At 72.8% G+C, this 15,136-nt stretch carries 15 protein-coding genes and 1 tRNA gene; 8 read left to right on the top strand and 8 right to left on the bottom strand.

The features are described from left to right. Positions 1-38: 38 nt before the first annotated feature. The 3 genes from AC1DWH_RS05925 to AC1DWH_RS05915 all read left to right on the top strand — a co-directional run bounded on the left by AC1DWH_RS05925 (position 39) and on the right by AC1DWH_RS05915 (position 3,251). Positions 39-112: transfer RNA gene (locus AC1DWH_RS05925), tRNA-Leu, on the top strand. Positions 113-138: 26 nt separating this feature from the next. Beyond that, positions 139-984: a formate dehydrogenase accessory sulfurtransferase FdhD gene (fdhD, locus tag AC1DWH_RS05920; RefSeq protein ID WP_477092895.1), complete on the top strand. Its 846-nt coding sequence runs from the start codon at positions 139-141 to the stop codon at positions 982-984. Next, positions 981-3,251, top strand: a complete 2,271-nt coding sequence (locus AC1DWH_RS05915; protein WP_477092894.1) for an FdhF/YdeP family oxidoreductase — start codon at positions 981-983, stop codon at positions 3,249-3,251. The genes fdhD and AC1DWH_RS05915 overlap by 4 nt, the downstream gene beginning before the upstream one ends. 3 nt (positions 3,252-3,254) lie before the next feature. Here the strand turns inward: AC1DWH_RS05915 and AC1DWH_RS05910 are convergent, their stop codons facing one another. Genes AC1DWH_RS05910 through AC1DWH_RS05900 form a run of 3 tightly spaced genes read right to left on the bottom strand, consistent with a single transcriptional unit; the run spans position 3,255 to position 5,043 of the window. Continuing rightward, positions 3,255-3,683, bottom strand: a complete 429-nt coding sequence (locus AC1DWH_RS05910) for a VOC family protein (protein ID WP_477092893.1) — start codon at positions 3,681-3,683, stop codon at positions 3,255-3,257. A 3-nt stretch (positions 3,684-3,686) separates the two neighbouring features. Continuing rightward, on the bottom strand, positions 3,687-4,535 hold the full coding sequence (locus AC1DWH_RS05905) for a siderophore-interacting protein (protein ID WP_477092892.1): 849 nt from the start codon (positions 4,533-4,535) through the stop codon (positions 3,687-3,689). A gap of 58 nt (positions 4,536-4,593) precedes the next feature. Continuing rightward, positions 4,594-5,043 (bottom strand): MarR family winged helix-turn-helix transcriptional regulator, encoded by a 450-nt coding sequence (locus AC1DWH_RS05900; RefSeq protein ID WP_456844529.1) that lies wholly within the window; start codon positions 5,041-5,043, stop codon positions 4,594-4,596. A gap of 65 nt (positions 5,044-5,108) precedes the next feature. On the opposite strand from AC1DWH_RS05900, the gene AC1DWH_RS05895 reads away from it, so the two are divergent. Then, on the top strand, positions 5,109-6,347 hold the full coding sequence (locus AC1DWH_RS05895) for an MFS transporter (RefSeq protein ID WP_477092891.1): 1,239 nt from the start codon (positions 5,109-5,111) through the stop codon (positions 6,345-6,347). 88 nt (positions 6,348-6,435) lie between these two features. Here AC1DWH_RS05895 and AC1DWH_RS05890 read toward each other — a convergent pair whose 3' ends face one another. Both AC1DWH_RS05890 and AC1DWH_RS05885 read right to left on the bottom strand, forming a co-directional pair. Next, positions 6,436-7,305: an ABC-2 transporter permease gene (locus tag AC1DWH_RS05890; RefSeq protein ID WP_456844531.1), complete on the bottom strand. Its 870-nt coding sequence runs from the start codon at positions 7,303-7,305 to the stop codon at positions 6,436-6,438. Beyond that, complete coding sequence (locus tag AC1DWH_RS05885) at positions 7,302-8,291, bottom strand: ABC transporter ATP-binding protein (RefSeq protein WP_477092890.1); 990 nt, start codon at positions 8,289-8,291, stop codon at positions 7,302-7,304. Before AC1DWH_RS05885 ends, AC1DWH_RS05890 begins: the two co-directional genes overlap by 4 nt. Before the next feature lie 196 nt (positions 8,292-8,487). On the opposite strand from AC1DWH_RS05885, the gene AC1DWH_RS05880 reads away from it, so the two are divergent. The 3 genes from AC1DWH_RS05880 to AC1DWH_RS05870 all read left to right on the top strand — a co-directional run bounded on the left by AC1DWH_RS05880 (position 8,488) and on the right by AC1DWH_RS05870 (position 11,969). Next, the gene (locus tag AC1DWH_RS05880; protein ID WP_456844533.1) at positions 8,488-9,348 is read left to right on the top strand and encodes a Bax inhibitor-1/YccA family protein; all 861 of its coding nucleotides are present in this window, start codon (positions 8,488-8,490) and stop codon (positions 9,346-9,348) included. Between the two features lie 101 nt (positions 9,349-9,449). Further along, positions 9,450-10,835, top strand: a complete 1,386-nt coding sequence (locus AC1DWH_RS05875) for a cystathionine beta-synthase (RefSeq protein WP_477092889.1) — start codon at positions 9,450-9,452, stop codon at positions 10,833-10,835. A gap of 111 nt (positions 10,836-10,946) precedes the next feature. Continuing rightward, a complete protein-coding gene (locus AC1DWH_RS05870) occupies positions 10,947-11,969 on the top strand; it encodes an acetylxylan esterase (RefSeq protein WP_477092888.1) in 1,023 nt (340 codons plus the stop codon). Between the two features lie 9 nt (positions 11,970-11,978). Here AC1DWH_RS05870 and AC1DWH_RS05865 read toward each other — a convergent pair whose 3' ends face one another. From AC1DWH_RS05865 to AC1DWH_RS05855, 3 genes are all read right to left on the bottom strand, one after another. Further along, the gene (locus AC1DWH_RS05865; RefSeq protein ID WP_477092887.1) at positions 11,979-12,440 is read right to left on the bottom strand and encodes a hypothetical protein; all 462 of its coding nucleotides are present in this window, start codon (positions 12,438-12,440) and stop codon (positions 11,979-11,981) included. 169 nt (positions 12,441-12,609) lie between these two features. Further along, positions 12,610-13,197 (bottom strand): TetR/AcrR family transcriptional regulator, encoded by a 588-nt coding sequence (locus AC1DWH_RS05860; protein WP_477092886.1) that lies wholly within the window; start codon positions 13,195-13,197, stop codon positions 12,610-12,612. Continuing rightward, positions 13,190-14,059 carry an alpha/beta fold hydrolase gene (locus AC1DWH_RS05855; RefSeq protein ID WP_477092885.1) on the bottom strand — a complete coding sequence of 290 codons (870 nt, stop codon included), beginning with the start codon at positions 14,057-14,059 and terminating at the stop codon, positions 13,190-13,192. Before AC1DWH_RS05855 ends, AC1DWH_RS05860 begins: the two co-directional genes overlap by 8 nt. A gap of 628 nt (positions 14,060-14,687) precedes the next feature. Between AC1DWH_RS05855 and AC1DWH_RS05850 the strand changes: the two genes are divergently transcribed. After that, on the top strand, positions 14,688-15,095 hold the full coding sequence (locus AC1DWH_RS05850) for an FKBP-type peptidyl-prolyl cis-trans isomerase (RefSeq protein WP_456846754.1): 408 nt from the start codon (positions 14,688-14,690) through the stop codon (positions 15,093-15,095). The last annotated feature ends 41 nt before the right edge of the window (positions 15,096-15,136 follow it).

Here is a 15,136-nt window from a genome sequence, read left to right as displayed (position 1 = left end):
ACCGGGGGCTCGTTCGCGTCCTGGCAGGATGTGGCGCGGCCCCCGTAGCCCAACTGGCAGAGGCAGCCGGCTTAAACCCGGCACAGTCCGGGTTCGAACCCCGGCGGGGGCACCGGTCGAGTGCTGGGATGGTGAGCCATGCAGAGAATCGCGATACGACGACGTGTCACGCGGATCAGCCTCGAGGGTGGTGCCCGCCAGGTCGAGGACGTGCTCGCGGCTGAGGAGCCCCTGGAGATCCGGGTCGGCGGCCGACCGTTCGCGGTCACCATGCGCACGCCGGGACACGACGTCGACCTCGCCGCCGGGTTCCTGGTGTCCGAGGGCGTGGTCGGGGCCGCGGAGGACTTCGCCGCCGCGCGGTACTGCGCCGGCGCGACCGAGGAGGGCCTGAACACCTACAACGTCCTCGACGTGACGCTGGGCCGCGACGTGCCCCCGCCGGACCCGAGCCTGGAGCGCGACCTCGTCACGACGTCGGCCTGCGGCCTGTGCGGGAGGTCGAGCATCGACGCCGTGCGCACCCGCTCGCGCTGGACCGTCGCCGACGACGACCTCGTGGTGCCGGCGGAGCTGCTGGCGACGTTCCCCGACCGGCTCCGCGAGCGGCAGGAGGTGTTCGCCACGACGGGCGGGCTGCACGCCGCCGGGCTCTTCGACGCCGCCACGGGGGAGCTGCTCGTGCTGCGCGAGGACGTCGGCCGCCACAACGCGGTCGACAAGGTGGTCGGCTGGGCGCTGACGAGCGGGATGCTGCCGCTGCGTGGCACGGTGCTCATGGTGTCGGGACGGTCGTCCTTCGAGCTCACGCAGAAGGCGCTCATGGCCGGCATCCCCGTCCTGGCCTCCGTCTCCGCGCCGTCGTCGCTGGCCGTCGACCTCGCGCGCGAGTCGGGGATCACGCTGGTCGGGTTCCTGCGCGGACCGTCGATGGTCGTGTACTCGCGGCCGGAGCGGGTGCCGGTCGGGGTGACGGTCCCGTGACCCGCGAGCCGCGGCTGACCGTCCGCCCGCCCGAGCCGTGGGCCGTCGGGCTCCCCTCGGTGGTCAGCGCGATGCGGTACGCCGTCGACGGCCTGGGTCCGGCCCGCTCGCTCCGGCTGCTGAGCAGGGTGAACCAGAAGGACGGCTTCGACTGCATGAGCTGCGCGTGGCCCGACCCGGACCACCGCGGGCGGATCGAGTTCTGCGAGAACGGTGCCCGCGCGGTCACGTGGGAGGCCACCACAATGACCGTGCCGACGTCCTTCTGGGCCGAGCACCCGGTGTCGGACCTGCTGGAGCGGTCGGAGTACTGGCTGGGCTCGCAGGGCAGGCTGGTCGAGCCGGTGCACAAGGCTGCGGGCAGCGACCACTACGTCCCGATCAGCTGGGTGGACGCGTTCCGGCTGGTGGCCGACAAGCTGCGGGGGCTCGAGTCGCCGGACCAGGCCGCGTTCTACACCAGCGGCCGCACGGCGAACGAGACGGCGTTCGTCTACCAGCTCTTCGTGCGCGCGTTCGGCACCAACAACCTGCCCGACTGCTCGAACATGTGCCACGAGTCGACCGGCACCGCGATGCTCGAGACCCTGGGCATCGGCAAGTCGACCATCGCGTACGACGACGTCGCGAAGGCCGACCTGATCATCGTGATGGGGCAGAACCCCGGCACGAACCACCCGCGCATGCTCACCGCGCTGGAGGCGGCGAAGCGCGCGGGCGCCGGCATCGTCGCCGTGAACCCGCTGCCGGAAGCGGCCCTGCGGCGCTACAAGAACCCGCAGACCGTCCGCGGCATCGTCGGGCGTGGCACCGACCTGGCCGACCAGTTCCTGCAGATCCGCAGCGGCGGCGACATGGCCCTGCTGCAGTGGGTCTCGCGGCGCGTGCTCGAGGCGGAGGACCGGAACCCGGGCACCGTGCTGGACCACGCGTTCCTGGCGGAGCACACGCTCGGGCTCGAGGCGCTCCGGGCGCACCTGGCCGCGCTCGACGAGCGGGAGGTGCTCGCCGCGACGGGTCTGACTGCGGCCGAGATGGACCAGCTGGCCGACCGCTACCTCGCCGCCGAGCGCGTGATCATCACGTGGGCGATGGGCATCACCCAGCACCGCAAGGGCGTCGACACGATCAAGGAGATCGTCAACCTGCTGCTGCTGCGCGGGAACATCGGCAAGCCCGGGGCGGGCGCGTCCCCGATCCGCGGGCACAGCAACGTGCAGGGCGACCGGACCATGGGCATCTGGGAGAGGATGCCCGACAGCTTCCTGGACGCTCTCGGTGCCGAGTTCTCGTTCGAGCCCCCGCGCCGCCACGGGCTGGACTCCGTGCGGGCGATCCAGGCGATGCAGCGGGGCGAGATCACGGTGTGGTTCGCGCTCGGCGGCAACCTGGTCGCGGCGATCTCGGACACGGCGGCGGCCGAGGCCGCGATGCGCGGGACGGACCTGACCGTGCAGGTGTCCACCAAGCTGAACCGGTCGCACGCGGTCACGGGCGCGGAGGCGCTGATCCTGCCGACGCTCGGTCGCACCGACGTCGACCTCCAGGAGACGGGCCCACAGTTCCTGTCCGTCGAGGACTCCGTGTGCGCGGTGCACGGCACGCACGGCGCGGTCGCGCCCGTGTCGGACATGCTGCTGTCCGAGGTCTCGATCGTCACGCGGTTGGCCCGCGCGGTGCTCGGCGACGACGGTCCCATCGACTGGGCCGGTTTCGAGCGCGACTACAACACCATCCGCGAGTCGATCGCCCGCGTCGTACCCGGCTTCCAGGACTTCAACCGGCAGGTCCGTCGCCAGGGCGGGTTCGTCCTGCCCAACGGGCCACGGGACTCCCGCACGTTCCCGACCGCGACCGGCAAGGCCATGCTCACGGTCAACGCGCTGGTGCCGGTCGAGTGCCCCCCGGCCCGGCTGATCCTGCAGACGATCCGCTCGCACGACCAGTTCAACACCACGATGTACAGCCTCGACGACCGGTACCGGGGCATCAGGGGCGGCCGTGAGGTCGTCTTCGTGAACCCGGACGACCTCCTCGAGCTCGGGCTCGCCGACGGCGACCGCGTCGACGTCGCGAGCGAGTGGCCGGGGGAGCCGGACCGCTGGCTGCGGGGCTACCGCGTCGTGGCCTATCCCACGTCACGCGGGTGCGCCGCCGCGTACTTCCCCGAGGCGAACGTGCTGATCCCGCTGGCCAGCACGGCGATCGGCAGCAACACCCCGGTGTCCAAGGCGATCGTCGTGCGGCTGGAGAAGAGCGGCGGGTAGCCGTCAGACGACGCAGAACTCGTTGCCCTCGGGGTCCGCCAGCACGACGTGGTCGAGGTCGCCGCGCAGCGTGTGCTCGGCGAGCACGGTGGCCCCGGCGGCCGTCAGCCGTGCGACGGCCGCGCGGATCCGCACCTCGCGCTCGGCCTGCGGCGCGGACCGGCCCCCGGACTCCCGCAGGTCGAGGTGCAGGCGGTTCTTGACCACCTTGCCCTCGGGCACCCGCAGGAACGACAGGGACGGCAGCACGCCGTCGGGGTCGGCCAGGTAGGCGCCGTCGTCGCGCTCGTCCGGCGGCACCTCATGGTGCTCCGCCCAGGCGTCCCAGGTGTCGAAGCCGTCCGGTGGCGGCGGCTCGACGTAGCCGAGCGCAGGCCCCCAGAACCGGGCCATGGCTGTCGGGCTCGCGCAGTCGAACGTCACCGCCCACATCGGTCAGTCCAGCTCCTTCTCCGACTCCTCGATCGTGGCGAGCCAGTCGCGCTTGGTGGCGCGCCAGCCCTCGTCGTCGGCGCCGAGACGCCAGTAGCCCGAGACCGACAGCTGGTCGCGGGACAGGCCGCGGTCGACGCGGACGTGCTTGCGCAGCTCGCGGACCGCCCCGGCCTCGCCGTGCACGAACGCGCTGACCGGCGCGGGCAGCTCCGGGAGTGCCGTGAGGGCGTCGACGAGCGCGAGCCCGGCGACACCGATTCCCTGGTGCACCCAGTGCACGTGCACCCCGGGCGGGAAGGTCAGCGGGATCTCGTCCTCGGGCCCGTGCACCTCGATCACGGCGTGCCCGACGGCGTCGACCGGCAGCCGCTCGAGCGCGACGGCGATGGCCGGCAGCGCGCTGGCGTCGCCGGCGAACAGGTGCGACGCCGCGGCGGGGTCGGGGGACCAGGCGCCGCCAGGCCCGACCAGCAGGACCTCGTCGCCGGGCTGGGCCTTCGCGGACCACGGGCCGGCGATGCCCTCGTCGCCGTGCACGACGAAGTCGAGCGTGAGCTCGCGCGCGGCGGCGTCCCAGGCGCGGACGGTGTACGAGCGCTGGCGGGGCTGCTGGTCCGCCGGCAGGGTCGCGCGGACCGCGTCGAGGTCGAGCCGCCCGTCCTCGCGCAGCGGGCGCTCCGTGCCGTCGGGCAGGAAGACGACCTTGACGTAGGAGTCGGCGTGCGGCGACGGCTCGAACCCGTCGACGCCGACCACCACCCGCACCATCGTGGCGGCCAGGAGCTCCGTCCGGACGACCACTCCCACCAGGGGTGCAGGGCGCGGTCGTCGGGCGGGTGCGTCGGTCATCGCGGTCCTTCGTCGGAGCGGTCGGTCGTGCGGCGGCCCACGCTAGCCGAGACGGCTGTCAGGTGCCGGTCGCGTGCGAGTCGAGGTCGTCGTTGAGCCGGGTCAGCAGGACGGCCAGCTGGCGCCGCTCGTCGTCGGACCAGTCGGAGAGCACGTCGGCGTACACGTCCGCGCGCGCGGCGCGGGTCTCGGCCAGGGCCGCGGCGCCGGCGGGAGTCATGGTGACGACAGCCCGGCGACCGTCGTGCACGTCGCGCTCCCGGGTGACGTAGCCGGCCGCCTCCATGGCCAGCACCTGGCGGGTCACCGTCGACGCGTCCAGGCGCAGGTGGTCCGCGATCTCGTTGATCCCGGCCGGCCCCGTGGTGTCGAGGAGCCGCAGCGCGAGGTACGCGGAGCGCTCCAGCGTCGAGGCCAGGCGCGTCGTCGCCCGGCGGCTGCGGTCGGCGAGCCGCAGCAGCAGCGCCACCTGGGTCTCGACCGCCACCACGGCGTCGTCGTCGGTCATGGGTGTAGCATACATGTAAGTATCTGCCCCATACAGATAATCCCGAACGCACAAGGAAAGAGCCCGTGGCGTCATCCCGCACCGAACCGAACAAGACCGCGATCTACTCGACCGCCCTGACGGCGTTCTTCGCCATCGCGGGCATCGCGATCGTCGACCCCATCCTCCCGGCCATCGGCGCCGCCATCGGCGCGACCACGTGGCAGATCGAGCTGCTGTTCACCGCGTACATCGCTGTCATGGCGGTCGGCATGATCCCCGCCGTCATGGCCACCGGGAAGTTCGGTTACAAGAAGGTCCTGGCCACGGGCGTGAGCACGGTCGCCGTCGCCGCCATCCTCGCGTCCCTCTCCAACGGGATCGTGTCGCTGGCGCTCCTGCGCGGCCTGTGGGGCCTGGGCAACGCGATGTTCTTCGCCACCGCCATGGTGCTGCTGGTGTCGCTGGCCAACGACAAGAAGTGGGTTGTCGAGCTGTTCGAGACCTGCGTCGGGCTCGGGTTCGCCATCGGCCCCCTGATCGGTGGCCTGCTCGGGCAGATCAGCTGGCGCGTGCCGTTCTTCCTGTGCGGGCTGTTCATGATCGCGGCGCTGATCATCTCGCTCACGCGGCTCAAGGACCCCGAGGAGATGCCGGCGCCGCTGCGGCTCGGTCAGGTGTTCCACCCGTTCCGCCGGCCGGCGTTCGTCGCGCTCTGCGTGATCACCGCGACCTACAACTTCGTGTTCTTCATCGTGCTGGGCTTCACGCCGATCTTCCTGGGTCTCGACGTGGTGCCGCTCGGGCTCGTGTTCACCGCGTGGGGCGCCGGTCTCGCGTTCGGCATCCTGGTCGTGGGGCACCGCCTCGCGCACCGGTTCGGCGCGGTGCAGACCGTCGGGTTCGCGCTGATGGTCCTCATGCTCACCCTGATCGGCCTGGCCACCTCGCACAGCACCGCGCAGTCCGTGGTCGTGCTGATCATCGCGGGCGTCTGCATGGGTATCTGCAACGCCAACCTCACGGACCTCGCGCTGGCCACCGGCTCGCCCGACCGCCGCGTCACCACCGGGGCGTTCAACCTGGTCCGCTGGGGCTTCGCGGCTCCCGCGCCGGTCGTCGCCGGGCTGCTGGCCGAGCACGTCGGCATGAGCGCGCCGTTCTGGGTCGCGGTCGCCGTGCTCGCCGTCGGCATCCTGACGTTCCTGGTGTTCGGTCACATGCTCGCCCGCACCGTGGGGGAGCGGGTCCTCTGGTCGCGCTGGAACCGCGAGGCCGAGGCGCTCGAGGGCACGCCCGAGGAGGCGCTCGGCCAGGTCGTCTGACCCGTGCGGCGGGCGTGACGCAGAACGCCCGCAAGACGACGAAGGGGGCGGCCCGGGATCCGGACCGCCCCCTTCGGTGTGCCTGAGGTCAGGCGTCGCGCTTCTTGAGCAGCACCGCGGCGACCCCGAGGACGATCGCCACCCACAGCAGCAGCACGCCGTAGCCCTGCCACGCGGTCAGGTCGGCGCCGATGGGCGACGCCGCCGCGGCCGCCTCCAGCTGCGCATCCGTCTGCGTCAGCTGCTGGCCCGCGACCCCCGGGAGGAACGGGAACATGTACGTCAGCGGCTTCCACGGGATGGCACCGAAGATGATCGGTGCCACCAGCAGCAGGCCCAGGACGGTCGCCAGCGCGGCCGCCGAGTGCCGCATGAGCGCGCCCAGGGCGTAGGCGAACAGCGCGATCGTCGCCAGGTACACGGCGGTGCCGACGAGCGGCCGGATCAGGTCCGGGTCCGTCACGTCGATGCTCAGGTCCTTGCTGTCGAAGAACAGCCACTGCAGCGCGGCGGCGACCGCGACCGCGATCAGCGAGGCCGCGAACACCGCCACCACGAGCACGATCGCCTTGGACCAGAGCATCGGCAGCCGCTTGGGCACCGCGGTCAGGCTCGAGCGGATCATGCCGGTGGAGTACTCGCTGGTGATGGTGAGCGCACCGAGGACGGCGAGCGCCAGCTGGGCGAGCGTGACGGCGACGCTGAACGGGCCGAGGGCGTCGCTGGCCTGCGCGGCCGTCGGGCCGCCCTGGTCAGGGCTGGGCGCGTTGACGAAGGCCAGGCTGATCAGCACGACCAGGCCGACCGTGGCGACCAGGAAGATCGACAGGGTCCAGGTGGTCGAGCGGACCGACCAGAACTTGATCCACTCGCCGCGCAGCAGGTGGCCGAAGCCGAGCTTGTAGCTCTGCGGGGCCGTGGCGTGGCGGTGCGGCTCGGTGGCGACGGCGGCGCTCATCGGGCGTCCTCTCCGGTGGTGGTGGCGGGGGCGGCGGTCGCGGCGTGCGCTCCGTGCGGCGCGGACGTCTCGCCCGGCAGCGCGGCGGAGTGGTACTCGACCGAGTCCGAGGTCAGCGACATGTACGCCTCCTCCAGCGAGCCCGACACGGGCGTGAGCTCGTGGAGCACGAAGCCGTGCTTGGCCGCGATCTCGCCGACCTCGGCCGCCGTCGCGCCGTGGATCTCGAGGAGACCGTCGGGCGACGGGGTCACCGTCACGGCCGGCCCGGTGAGGCGGGCCGCGAGGTCGGGGGCCTGCGGGGACCGGACGCGGACGGTCGCCCGCGTGGCCTGGGCGATCACCGAGTCGACGGGACCGTCGGCGATGATCCTGCCCTTGCCGATGACGATCAGGTGGTCCGCGGTCACGGCCATCTCGCTCATCAGGTGCGACGAGAGGAAGACGGTCCGGCCTTCGGAGGCCGCCAGGTACTTGACCAGGTTGCGCACCCAGAGGACGCCCTCGGGGTCGAGGCCGTTCACGGGCTCGTCCAGGATCAGCGTCTGCGGGTCGCCGACCAGGGCGGCCGCGATGCCCAGCCGCTGCCCCATGCCGAGCGAGAAGCCGCCGACCCGCCGCTTGGCGACGGTGTCGAGGCCGGTCATCGAGATGACCTCGTTGACGCGCTTGTCGCCGATGCCGTGCGTGGCGGCGATGGCGCGGAGGTGGTTGCGGGCGCTGCGGCCCGTGTGGACCGCCTTGGCCTCGAGCAGCGCGCCCACCTGCGTGAGCGGCGAGTGGTGCTCGGCGTACCGCTTGCCGTTGACGGTCACGGTGCCGTGCGTGGGCTTGTCGAGCCCGACGATCATCCGCATCGTCGTCGACTTGCCTGCGCCGTTGGGTCCCAGGAAGCCGGTGACCCTTCCTGGCTGGACGGTGAACGAGATGCCGTCCACCGCCAGCTTGGTGCCGTATCTCTTCGTGAGTTCGTGGGCCTCGATCATCGGGTGTCCTCGTCGTCGGGTGTGGTGCCGTGTCGACCCTAGGGCGCTGCCGCAGGCCCAGGCATCGGACCACAGGCGGAGCGCCGAACCGGCCGAACGGCCGAGGTGCAGAATGTCGGGAACGAACGTGTCCCTGTCCACGTTCGCTACGGTGACAGCCTTGTCTGACAGCGCCCGATCCGTCCAGGAGGACGCCATGGCCAATCCCGTGTTCAACAACAGTCCGGTCTTCCAGGATCCCGTCCAGCGCCGGGGCCAGAAGGCGCCCACGTCGACGGTCTCCTACGGCACCGCCGGTGCGCAGACGGCCGACGCCGCGACGCTCGACACCCTCTACAACGCTCCGTCCGCGACCACACGCGACACCGGGCGGCTGACGTACGACGACGTCATCATCCGCACCGGCGGCCTGCTTGCGCTGCTGGTCGTCGTCGCCGCGGGGTCCTGGTACGTCACGCCGACCGCTCCGTGGATCCTCTGGGTCGGCATGATCGCGGGCCTGGTCCTCGGCCTGGTCAACGCGTTCCGCAAGGAGCCGAGCCCGCCGCTGATCATCCTGTACACGGCGGCGCAGGGGCTCTTCCTCGGCGGCATCAGCTACCTGTTCCAGAACTACGCGGTGGAGGGCACGTCGACGGGCACCGCGGCGCCGATCGTCACGCAGGCCGTCATCGCGACCCTGGCGACGTTCGCCGGCGCGCTCGTGCTGTTCCGCTCCGGCAAGATCCGGGTCACGCCGCGGTTCACGCGCTGGCTGCTGATCGGCCTGGTCGGTTACCTGATCTTCTCGGTGGCCAACCTCGTGGCGTCGTTCTTCCTGGCGAGCGACGGCTTCGGTCCGTTCCGCAACGGCATCTGGGGCGTGCTCGCCGGCCTGGTGGGCGTCGGGCTCGCCGCCGCCAGCCTGATCGTGGACTTCGACGCCATCAAGCGCGGCGTCGAGAAGGGCGCCCCGGCCAAGTTCGCGTGGTCGGCCGCCTTCGGCCTCATCGTCACGCTGGTCTGGCTGTACCTCGAGTTCCTGCGCCTGTTCGCGATCCTGCAGGGTCGCAACTGACGGGCTGAGCACGGCCTCTCGTCGGCCCGGATGCGATGATCGATGCGCATCCGGGCCGACGTGCGTCCGCCCGCCCCAACACCCCTGGGAGCAGCAGCACCGTGAAGTACGCGAAGCACATCTCGGAGCTCGTCGGCGGCACCCCGCTCGTCCAGCTCACGTCCGTGACCGCAGGCCTGACGGCGACGATCCTCGCCAAGGTCGAGTACATGAACCCCGGCGGCTCCGTGAAGGACCGCATCGCCCTGAAGATGATCGAGGCCGCGGAGGCGAGCGGCGAGCTGCAGCCCGGCGGCACGATCGTCGAGCCGACCAGCGGCAACACCGGCGTCGGCCTGGCCCTCGTGGCGCAGCGCAAGGGCTACCGCTGCGTGTTCGTCTGCCCCGACAAGGTCAGCCAGGACAAGCGCGACGTGCTGCGGGCCTACGGCGCCGAGGTCGTCGTGACCCCCACCGCCGTCGCGCCGGACCACCCCAACTCGTACTACTCGGTGTCGGACCGCCTGGCGCGCGAGACGCCCGGCGGCTGGAAGCCCAACCAGTACGCCAACCCGAACGGGCCGGCCAGCCACTACGAGTCGACCGGCCCGGAGATCTGGGCCGACACCGACGGGCGCGTCACGCACCTGGTCGCGGGGGTCGGCACCGGCGGCACGATCACCGGGACCGGGCGCTACCTGCACGACGTCTCCGACGGGCGGGTGGTCGTCATCGGCGCCGACCCCGCGGGCTCGGTGTACTCCGGCGGCGACGGGCGGCCCTACCTGGTCGAGGGCGTGGGCGAGGACTTCTGGCCGACGGCGTACGACCCGACCGTGCCCGACGAGATCATCGCCGTCTCCGACGCCGACTCGTTCTCGATGACCCGGCGGCTGGCCCGCGAGGAGGGGCTGCTGGTCGGCGGCTCGTGCGGCATGGCGGTTGAGGCGACGCTGCGGTACGCGCGGCGGCTGCAGGAGGACGACCCCGCGGCGGCGGCCGAGGCCGTCATCGTCGTGCTCCTGCCCGACAGCGGGCGCGGGTACCTGTCCAAGATCTTCAACGACTCGTGGATGCGGTCGTACGGGTTCCTGGCCGCCGACGAGGGCGCGACCGTGGCCGACGTGCTGCGCACCAAGACCGGCGCGCTGCCCGACCTGGTCCACACGCACCCGAACGAGACCGTGCGCGACGCCATCGAGATCCTGCACGAGTACGGCGTCTCGCAGATGCCCGTCGTGGGGGCCGAGCCGCCGGTGAAGATCGGCGAGGTGGCCGGCGCGGTGAGCGAGCGCGAGCTGCTCGACGCGGTGTTCTCGGGCGAGGCGGAGCTGTCCGACCGGGTGGACCGGCACATGTCGTCCGCGCTACCGCTCATCGGCTCCGGCGAGAGCGTCGAGTCGGCGCGGTCGGCGCTGCAGAAGGCCGACGCGCTCATGGTGGTCGACGACGGGTCGCCCGTCGGTGTCCTCACGCGTCACGACCTGCTGGGGTTCCTGGCGCGGTAGGTTCTGCCGGGAAACGCTGTCCGCCTGCTTGTCCTCTGTCCGTCTACTGTCCTGTGCTCTGTCCGTCCTCTGTCCGTCCTCTGTCCGTCCTCTGTCGTCCGAAGGAGCACGATGGCCCTGTTCGACCTGCCCCTGCCCGAGCTCGAGCGCTACCTGCCCGAGCTGGACGAGCCGGGGGACTTCGACGAGTTCTGGTCGTCGACCCTGGCCGACGCGCGGCGGTTCGAGCTCGGCCTCACGGTGGAGGCGGTGGACACCGGGCTCACCGCCATCGACGCGTTCGACGTGACGTTCGCGGGGTTCGGCGGGCACCCGATCAAGGCGTGGCTGACCCGGCCGGCCGGTGCCGTGGGCGACCTGCCGGCGGTCGTCGAGCTCCTCGGGTACGGCGGCGGGCGGGGGTTCGCGCACGAACGGCTCGCCTGGGCCGCCGCCGGGTACGTGCACCTGGTGATGGACACCCGCGGGCAGGGCTCGACCTGGGGGAACGGCGGGCACACGCCCGACCCGGCCGGGTCCGGTCCGGCGTCGCCGGGCGTGATGACGCGCGGGATCCTCGACCCCCACGACCACTACTACCGGCGCCTGATCACCGACGGTGTCCGCGCGGTCGACGCCGTCCGGGCGCTGCCGTGGGTCGACGCCTCCCGGGTGGCCGTGACCGGGATCAGTCAGGGCGGCGGGCTGGCGCTCGCGGTCGGCGGGCTGGCGGACGGGCTGGTCGCAGTCATGCCGGACGTCCCGTTTCTGTGCCACTACCCGCGGGCGCTCGAGATCACCGACGCGTTCCCGTACGGCGAGCTCGTGCAGTACCTCGCCGTGCACCGCGACGAGGAGGCCGTCGCCATGCGCACGATGTCGTACCTGGACGGCGTGCACTTCGCGCGGCGGGCGTCGGCGCCCGCGCTGTTCTCGGTCGCGCTGCGCGACCAGACGTGCCCGCCGTCGACCGTGTTCGCGGCGTACAACCACTACGCGGGACTGTCGTCGGCGTCGCCCGCGACGGAGATCGAGGTCTACGCGTACAACCAGCACGAGGGCGGCCAGGCGTTCCAGGTGGACCGCCAGCTGCACTGGCTGGGCGCGCTGCTCGCGGGGCGGCAGGCGCCGGCCGTGTCGGACCTGCACGCCTGAGCCTCCCGATCAGGGCGAGCCTGTCGTCCGCAAGGCCGACGAGCTCGCGTCGTCGCACGCTCCGGGGTCGGCGACCGACCCCGGTCGTGCCGCGCGGACGGCGGCGTCGGGTGCAGGGGGCTCGGCGGACGGTGTCGGCGGTGCCCGCCACAGCGGGGCGACGGGCGGGATGCGGCACCTCCACGAGGGGCGCGCCCGGTCCGCCTCGCACGGGGTCGACCTCCTACCCGGGGCCTGAGGGTCGCCGCAGCTGCGCGTCGCCACCTGCTGCTGCACGACGTCGTCGGGTACCCCGGGCCCGGCACCGGTCACCCACTCGGCCCCCGCCACCGCCGAGGCAACCATCGCCACGGAGATCGCACCGGCTGCGAGTCGGTGGTGGTGGTGCGCGCCCGGCCCTGGGTGCGGTCGCTCGTCGTCCGGGAGCAGCTCGAACTCCAGCAGCGTGGCGACGTGCGGGCGGCGGGTCACCGGGGGCTCCGGGAGCGAGTGTCGGGCCGGCCCGACCGGGCGCCGCATACCCAGGCCTCGCGGGCAGGGAGTGCCGTGCGAGTGGTCGCTCGTGCGTCCGGGGTCGTCATGGGGGCAGCTTCTCGGGCATCAAGGATAGCGCGGGGCCACGCGGTATGCCCCTGCCGGGTCAGCTCACGCCGAGGCGCTGCAGCCCTCCGACCAGCCCGTCGATCAGGAACGTGAAGCTGACGTCCACGTCGTCCGGCATGCCGAACCCGCCGTCCAGCTCGAGGACGATGAAGCCGTGCACGGCGGCACGGACCGCCCGGACGGCGTCGATCCGGCGCTCCTCGGGTACGCCCAGCGCGGCGACCCCGGCGGCGAGCTCGTCGACGACCCGGACGCTCGCCGCGCGGACGGCGTGCGCCTCGGGGTCATGGATCCACGCGGCGCCCTGGACGGCCCCGTAGCGCCCGGGGTGGCGTCGTGCGAGGTCCCGGATCGCCCGTGCCATGGCCGGGATCAGGTCGGCGCCGTCGTGCTCGGCGTGCGCCTCCCGCAGCGCGTCCCCGAACTCCTCGATGCACCGCAGTGCGACCTCCCGGCGCAGTGCGGGCAGCCCCGCGACGTGCTTGTAGAGGCTCGGGACCGCGACGCCCGCCCGGCCCGCGACCGCGGCCAGCGTGAGGGTGGCGAACCCGGTGGGACCGCCGTCGTCGACGACCGCGAGGGCCAGCTCGACGACGGCGTCGCGGTCCAGGCCGGCTCTAGGCATGCGAGCTCTCGCGGACCTGGAACCGGCCGCCGGCGTCGCGAGGGAGGCCCGCGAGGAACGTCAGTGTGCGGGGGACGACGACCTCGGGCGCCTGGTTCTGCGGGTAGTGGCCGACGTCCGGGATGACGGTGACGTCGGCGTCGATGGCGCCGCGGATCCACTCCGCCTCGGCCGCGGGGTCGGCGAAGTCGGGGTCGATCGCGCCGACGAACGCGACGGCCGGCGCGACGATCTCGGGGACCCGCGCCTCGACGGGCGCGTGCGTGAGCTGCACGGTGAGGTGCCGGAAGGAGCGCAGGTGGGCGGGGTCCTTCATCGCGGCGCGCAGGTCCGCGACGTGCTCGTCGAGCCACGGCGCCTTGGTGCCGCGGTTGAGGTAGCCGCGGTAGTACGACGCCCAGACGGAGGCGCCCCAGGGGCGGGCGAACAGGCCGCGCATGAGGCCGTGCATCGTGGCGACGACGACCGCCGGCATCGGCCGCTCGCGCAGGAACGGGCCGGTGAGGACGAGGCCGGCCACGAGGTCGGGTCGCTCGGCGGCGGCCCACCCGGCGGCGCCGGCGCCCATCGAGTTGCCGACGAGGACCGCCGGGCCGCCCAGGTGCTCGACCAGCGCGAGGGCGTCCTGGCCGGTCACGACGTCGCCGTGGGTGCTGAACGTGGTGTCCGAGTCGCCGTGGCCGCGCAGGTCCAGGACCGCGACGCGGTGGCCGGCGTCGGCGAGGGGGCCGGTGAGCTCGCGCCAGGTGCTGCGCAGGTCTCCCATGCCGGGGATGAGGACGACGAGCGGTCCGTCGGCGGGCCCGTCGACCGTGTAGGCGATCCGCCCCTCGGGGCGCTGCAGGTACTCGATGGTTGCCATGACCCAAAAGCTAATGCCATTAGCCAAAGCCGTCAACCCCAAGATCGGACCTGCACCGATCGACGGGGCGAGACGCGTGCTGGCGAGCACGAGCACGAGCGCGAGCGCGGCCGGCCGTCCCCGAACGCGGACCTCCGTCGCCGAGCGCGGTCCCCGCGCGACGGCGCTCGGCGACCGACCAGAGCGCTCGGGGACCGACCATGGCGCTCGGCGCCCGGCGAGAGCGCTCGGGGACCGACGACGGCGCTCGGCGACCGAAGACGGCGCTAGGCGACCGACAGCGGCGCTCGGCGACCGACGACGGCGTCCCGCAGACGACCGCGCGTTCGGTACCCGAGCGCGGGCGGGCGTCCCCGAACGCGGACCTCCGTCGCCGAGCGCGGTCGCCCGACGACGGCGCTCGGCGACCGACGACGGCGCTCGGCGCCCGGCGGGAGCGTTCGGGGACCGGCGATGGCGGTCGGGGACCGGCGACGGCGCTCGGGGACGAGGGGAGGCGCTCGGCGTGACGCGCACGCGGGGACGCGCGGGGCGCGCCGGTCGGCGGTGGGCGCCGGGGCCGGTTCGGCGGGTGTCGGTCCGGGTTGGCAAGATGGTCGCGCACTGTCATCCACTGAAGGAGTACGTCATGTCCGCAGCGCTGCCCGAGGCATCGGGATCCTTCGGCCAGAAGCCGACCCTCACGTTCCCGGACGCCCCTGCGTCGCAGGAGCTCGAGGTGGTTGTCCTCTCCCGCGGCGACGGCGCCCTGGTCGAGGCCGGCGACGACCTCGAGGTCCACTACCTCGGCCAGAGCTGGAACGGGCGGGTGTTCGACAACTCGTACGACCGCGGCTCCTCGATCAGCTTCCCGATCGGCGTCGGCGCCGTCATCGGCGGCTGGGACGAGGGCCTCGTCGGCCAGCAGGTGGGCTCCCGCGTGCTGCTGTCGATCCCGTCGCACCTGGGCTACGGCGACCGCGGCGCCCCGCAGGCCGGGATCAAGGGTGGGGACACGCTGGTCTTCGTCGTCGACATCGTCGGCACCAGCAACTGATCGTCCCGGTGACGGCCCCCTCTGCTCCGGCGGCGGGGGCC

The organism is Cellulomonas sp. P2_F12, from assembly GCF_056403775.1.
The sequence above is the reverse complement of the archived record's forward strand: the minus strand, read 5'-3'. Positions and strand labels throughout refer to the sequence as shown.

Excerpts from the sequence above, each read along its gene's own strand:
- fdhD (WP_477092895.1), top strand. The coding sequence starts at position 139 with ATGCAGAGAATCGCGATACGACGACGTGTCACGCGGATCAGCCTCGAG.
- AC1DWH_RS05910 (WP_477092893.1), bottom strand. The coding sequence starts at position 3,683 with ATGTGGGCGGTGACGTTCGACTGCGCGAGCCCGACAGCCATGGCCCGG.
- AC1DWH_RS05905 (WP_477092892.1), bottom strand. The coding sequence starts at position 4,535 with ATGACCGACGCACCCGCCCGACGACCGCGCCCTGCACCCCTGGTGGGA.
- AC1DWH_RS05900 (WP_456844529.1), bottom strand. The coding sequence starts at position 5,043 with ATGACCGACGACGACGCCGTGGTGGCGGTCGAGACCCAGGTGGCGCTG.
- AC1DWH_RS05890 (WP_456844531.1), bottom strand. The coding sequence starts at position 7,305 with ATGAGCGCCGCCGTCGCCACCGAGCCGCACCGCCACGCCACGGCCCCG.
- AC1DWH_RS05885 (WP_477092890.1), bottom strand. The coding sequence starts at position 8,291 with ATGATCGAGGCCCACGAACTCACGAAGAGATACGGCACCAAGCTGGCG.
- AC1DWH_RS05880 (WP_456844533.1), top strand. The coding sequence starts at position 8,488 with ATGGCCAATCCCGTGTTCAACAACAGTCCGGTCTTCCAGGATCCCGTC.
- AC1DWH_RS05870 (WP_477092888.1), top strand. The coding sequence starts at position 10,947 with ATGGCCCTGTTCGACCTGCCCCTGCCCGAGCTCGAGCGCTACCTGCCC.
- AC1DWH_RS05860 (WP_477092886.1), bottom strand. The coding sequence starts at position 13,197 with ATGCCTAGAGCCGGCCTGGACCGCGACGCCGTCGTCGAGCTGGCCCTC.
- AC1DWH_RS05855 (WP_477092885.1), bottom strand. The coding sequence starts at position 14,059 with ATGGCAACCATCGAGTACCTGCAGCGCCCCGAGGGGCGGATCGCCTAC.
- AC1DWH_RS05850 (WP_456846754.1), top strand. The coding sequence starts at position 14,688 with ATGTCCGCAGCGCTGCCCGAGGCATCGGGATCCTTCGGCCAGAAGCCG.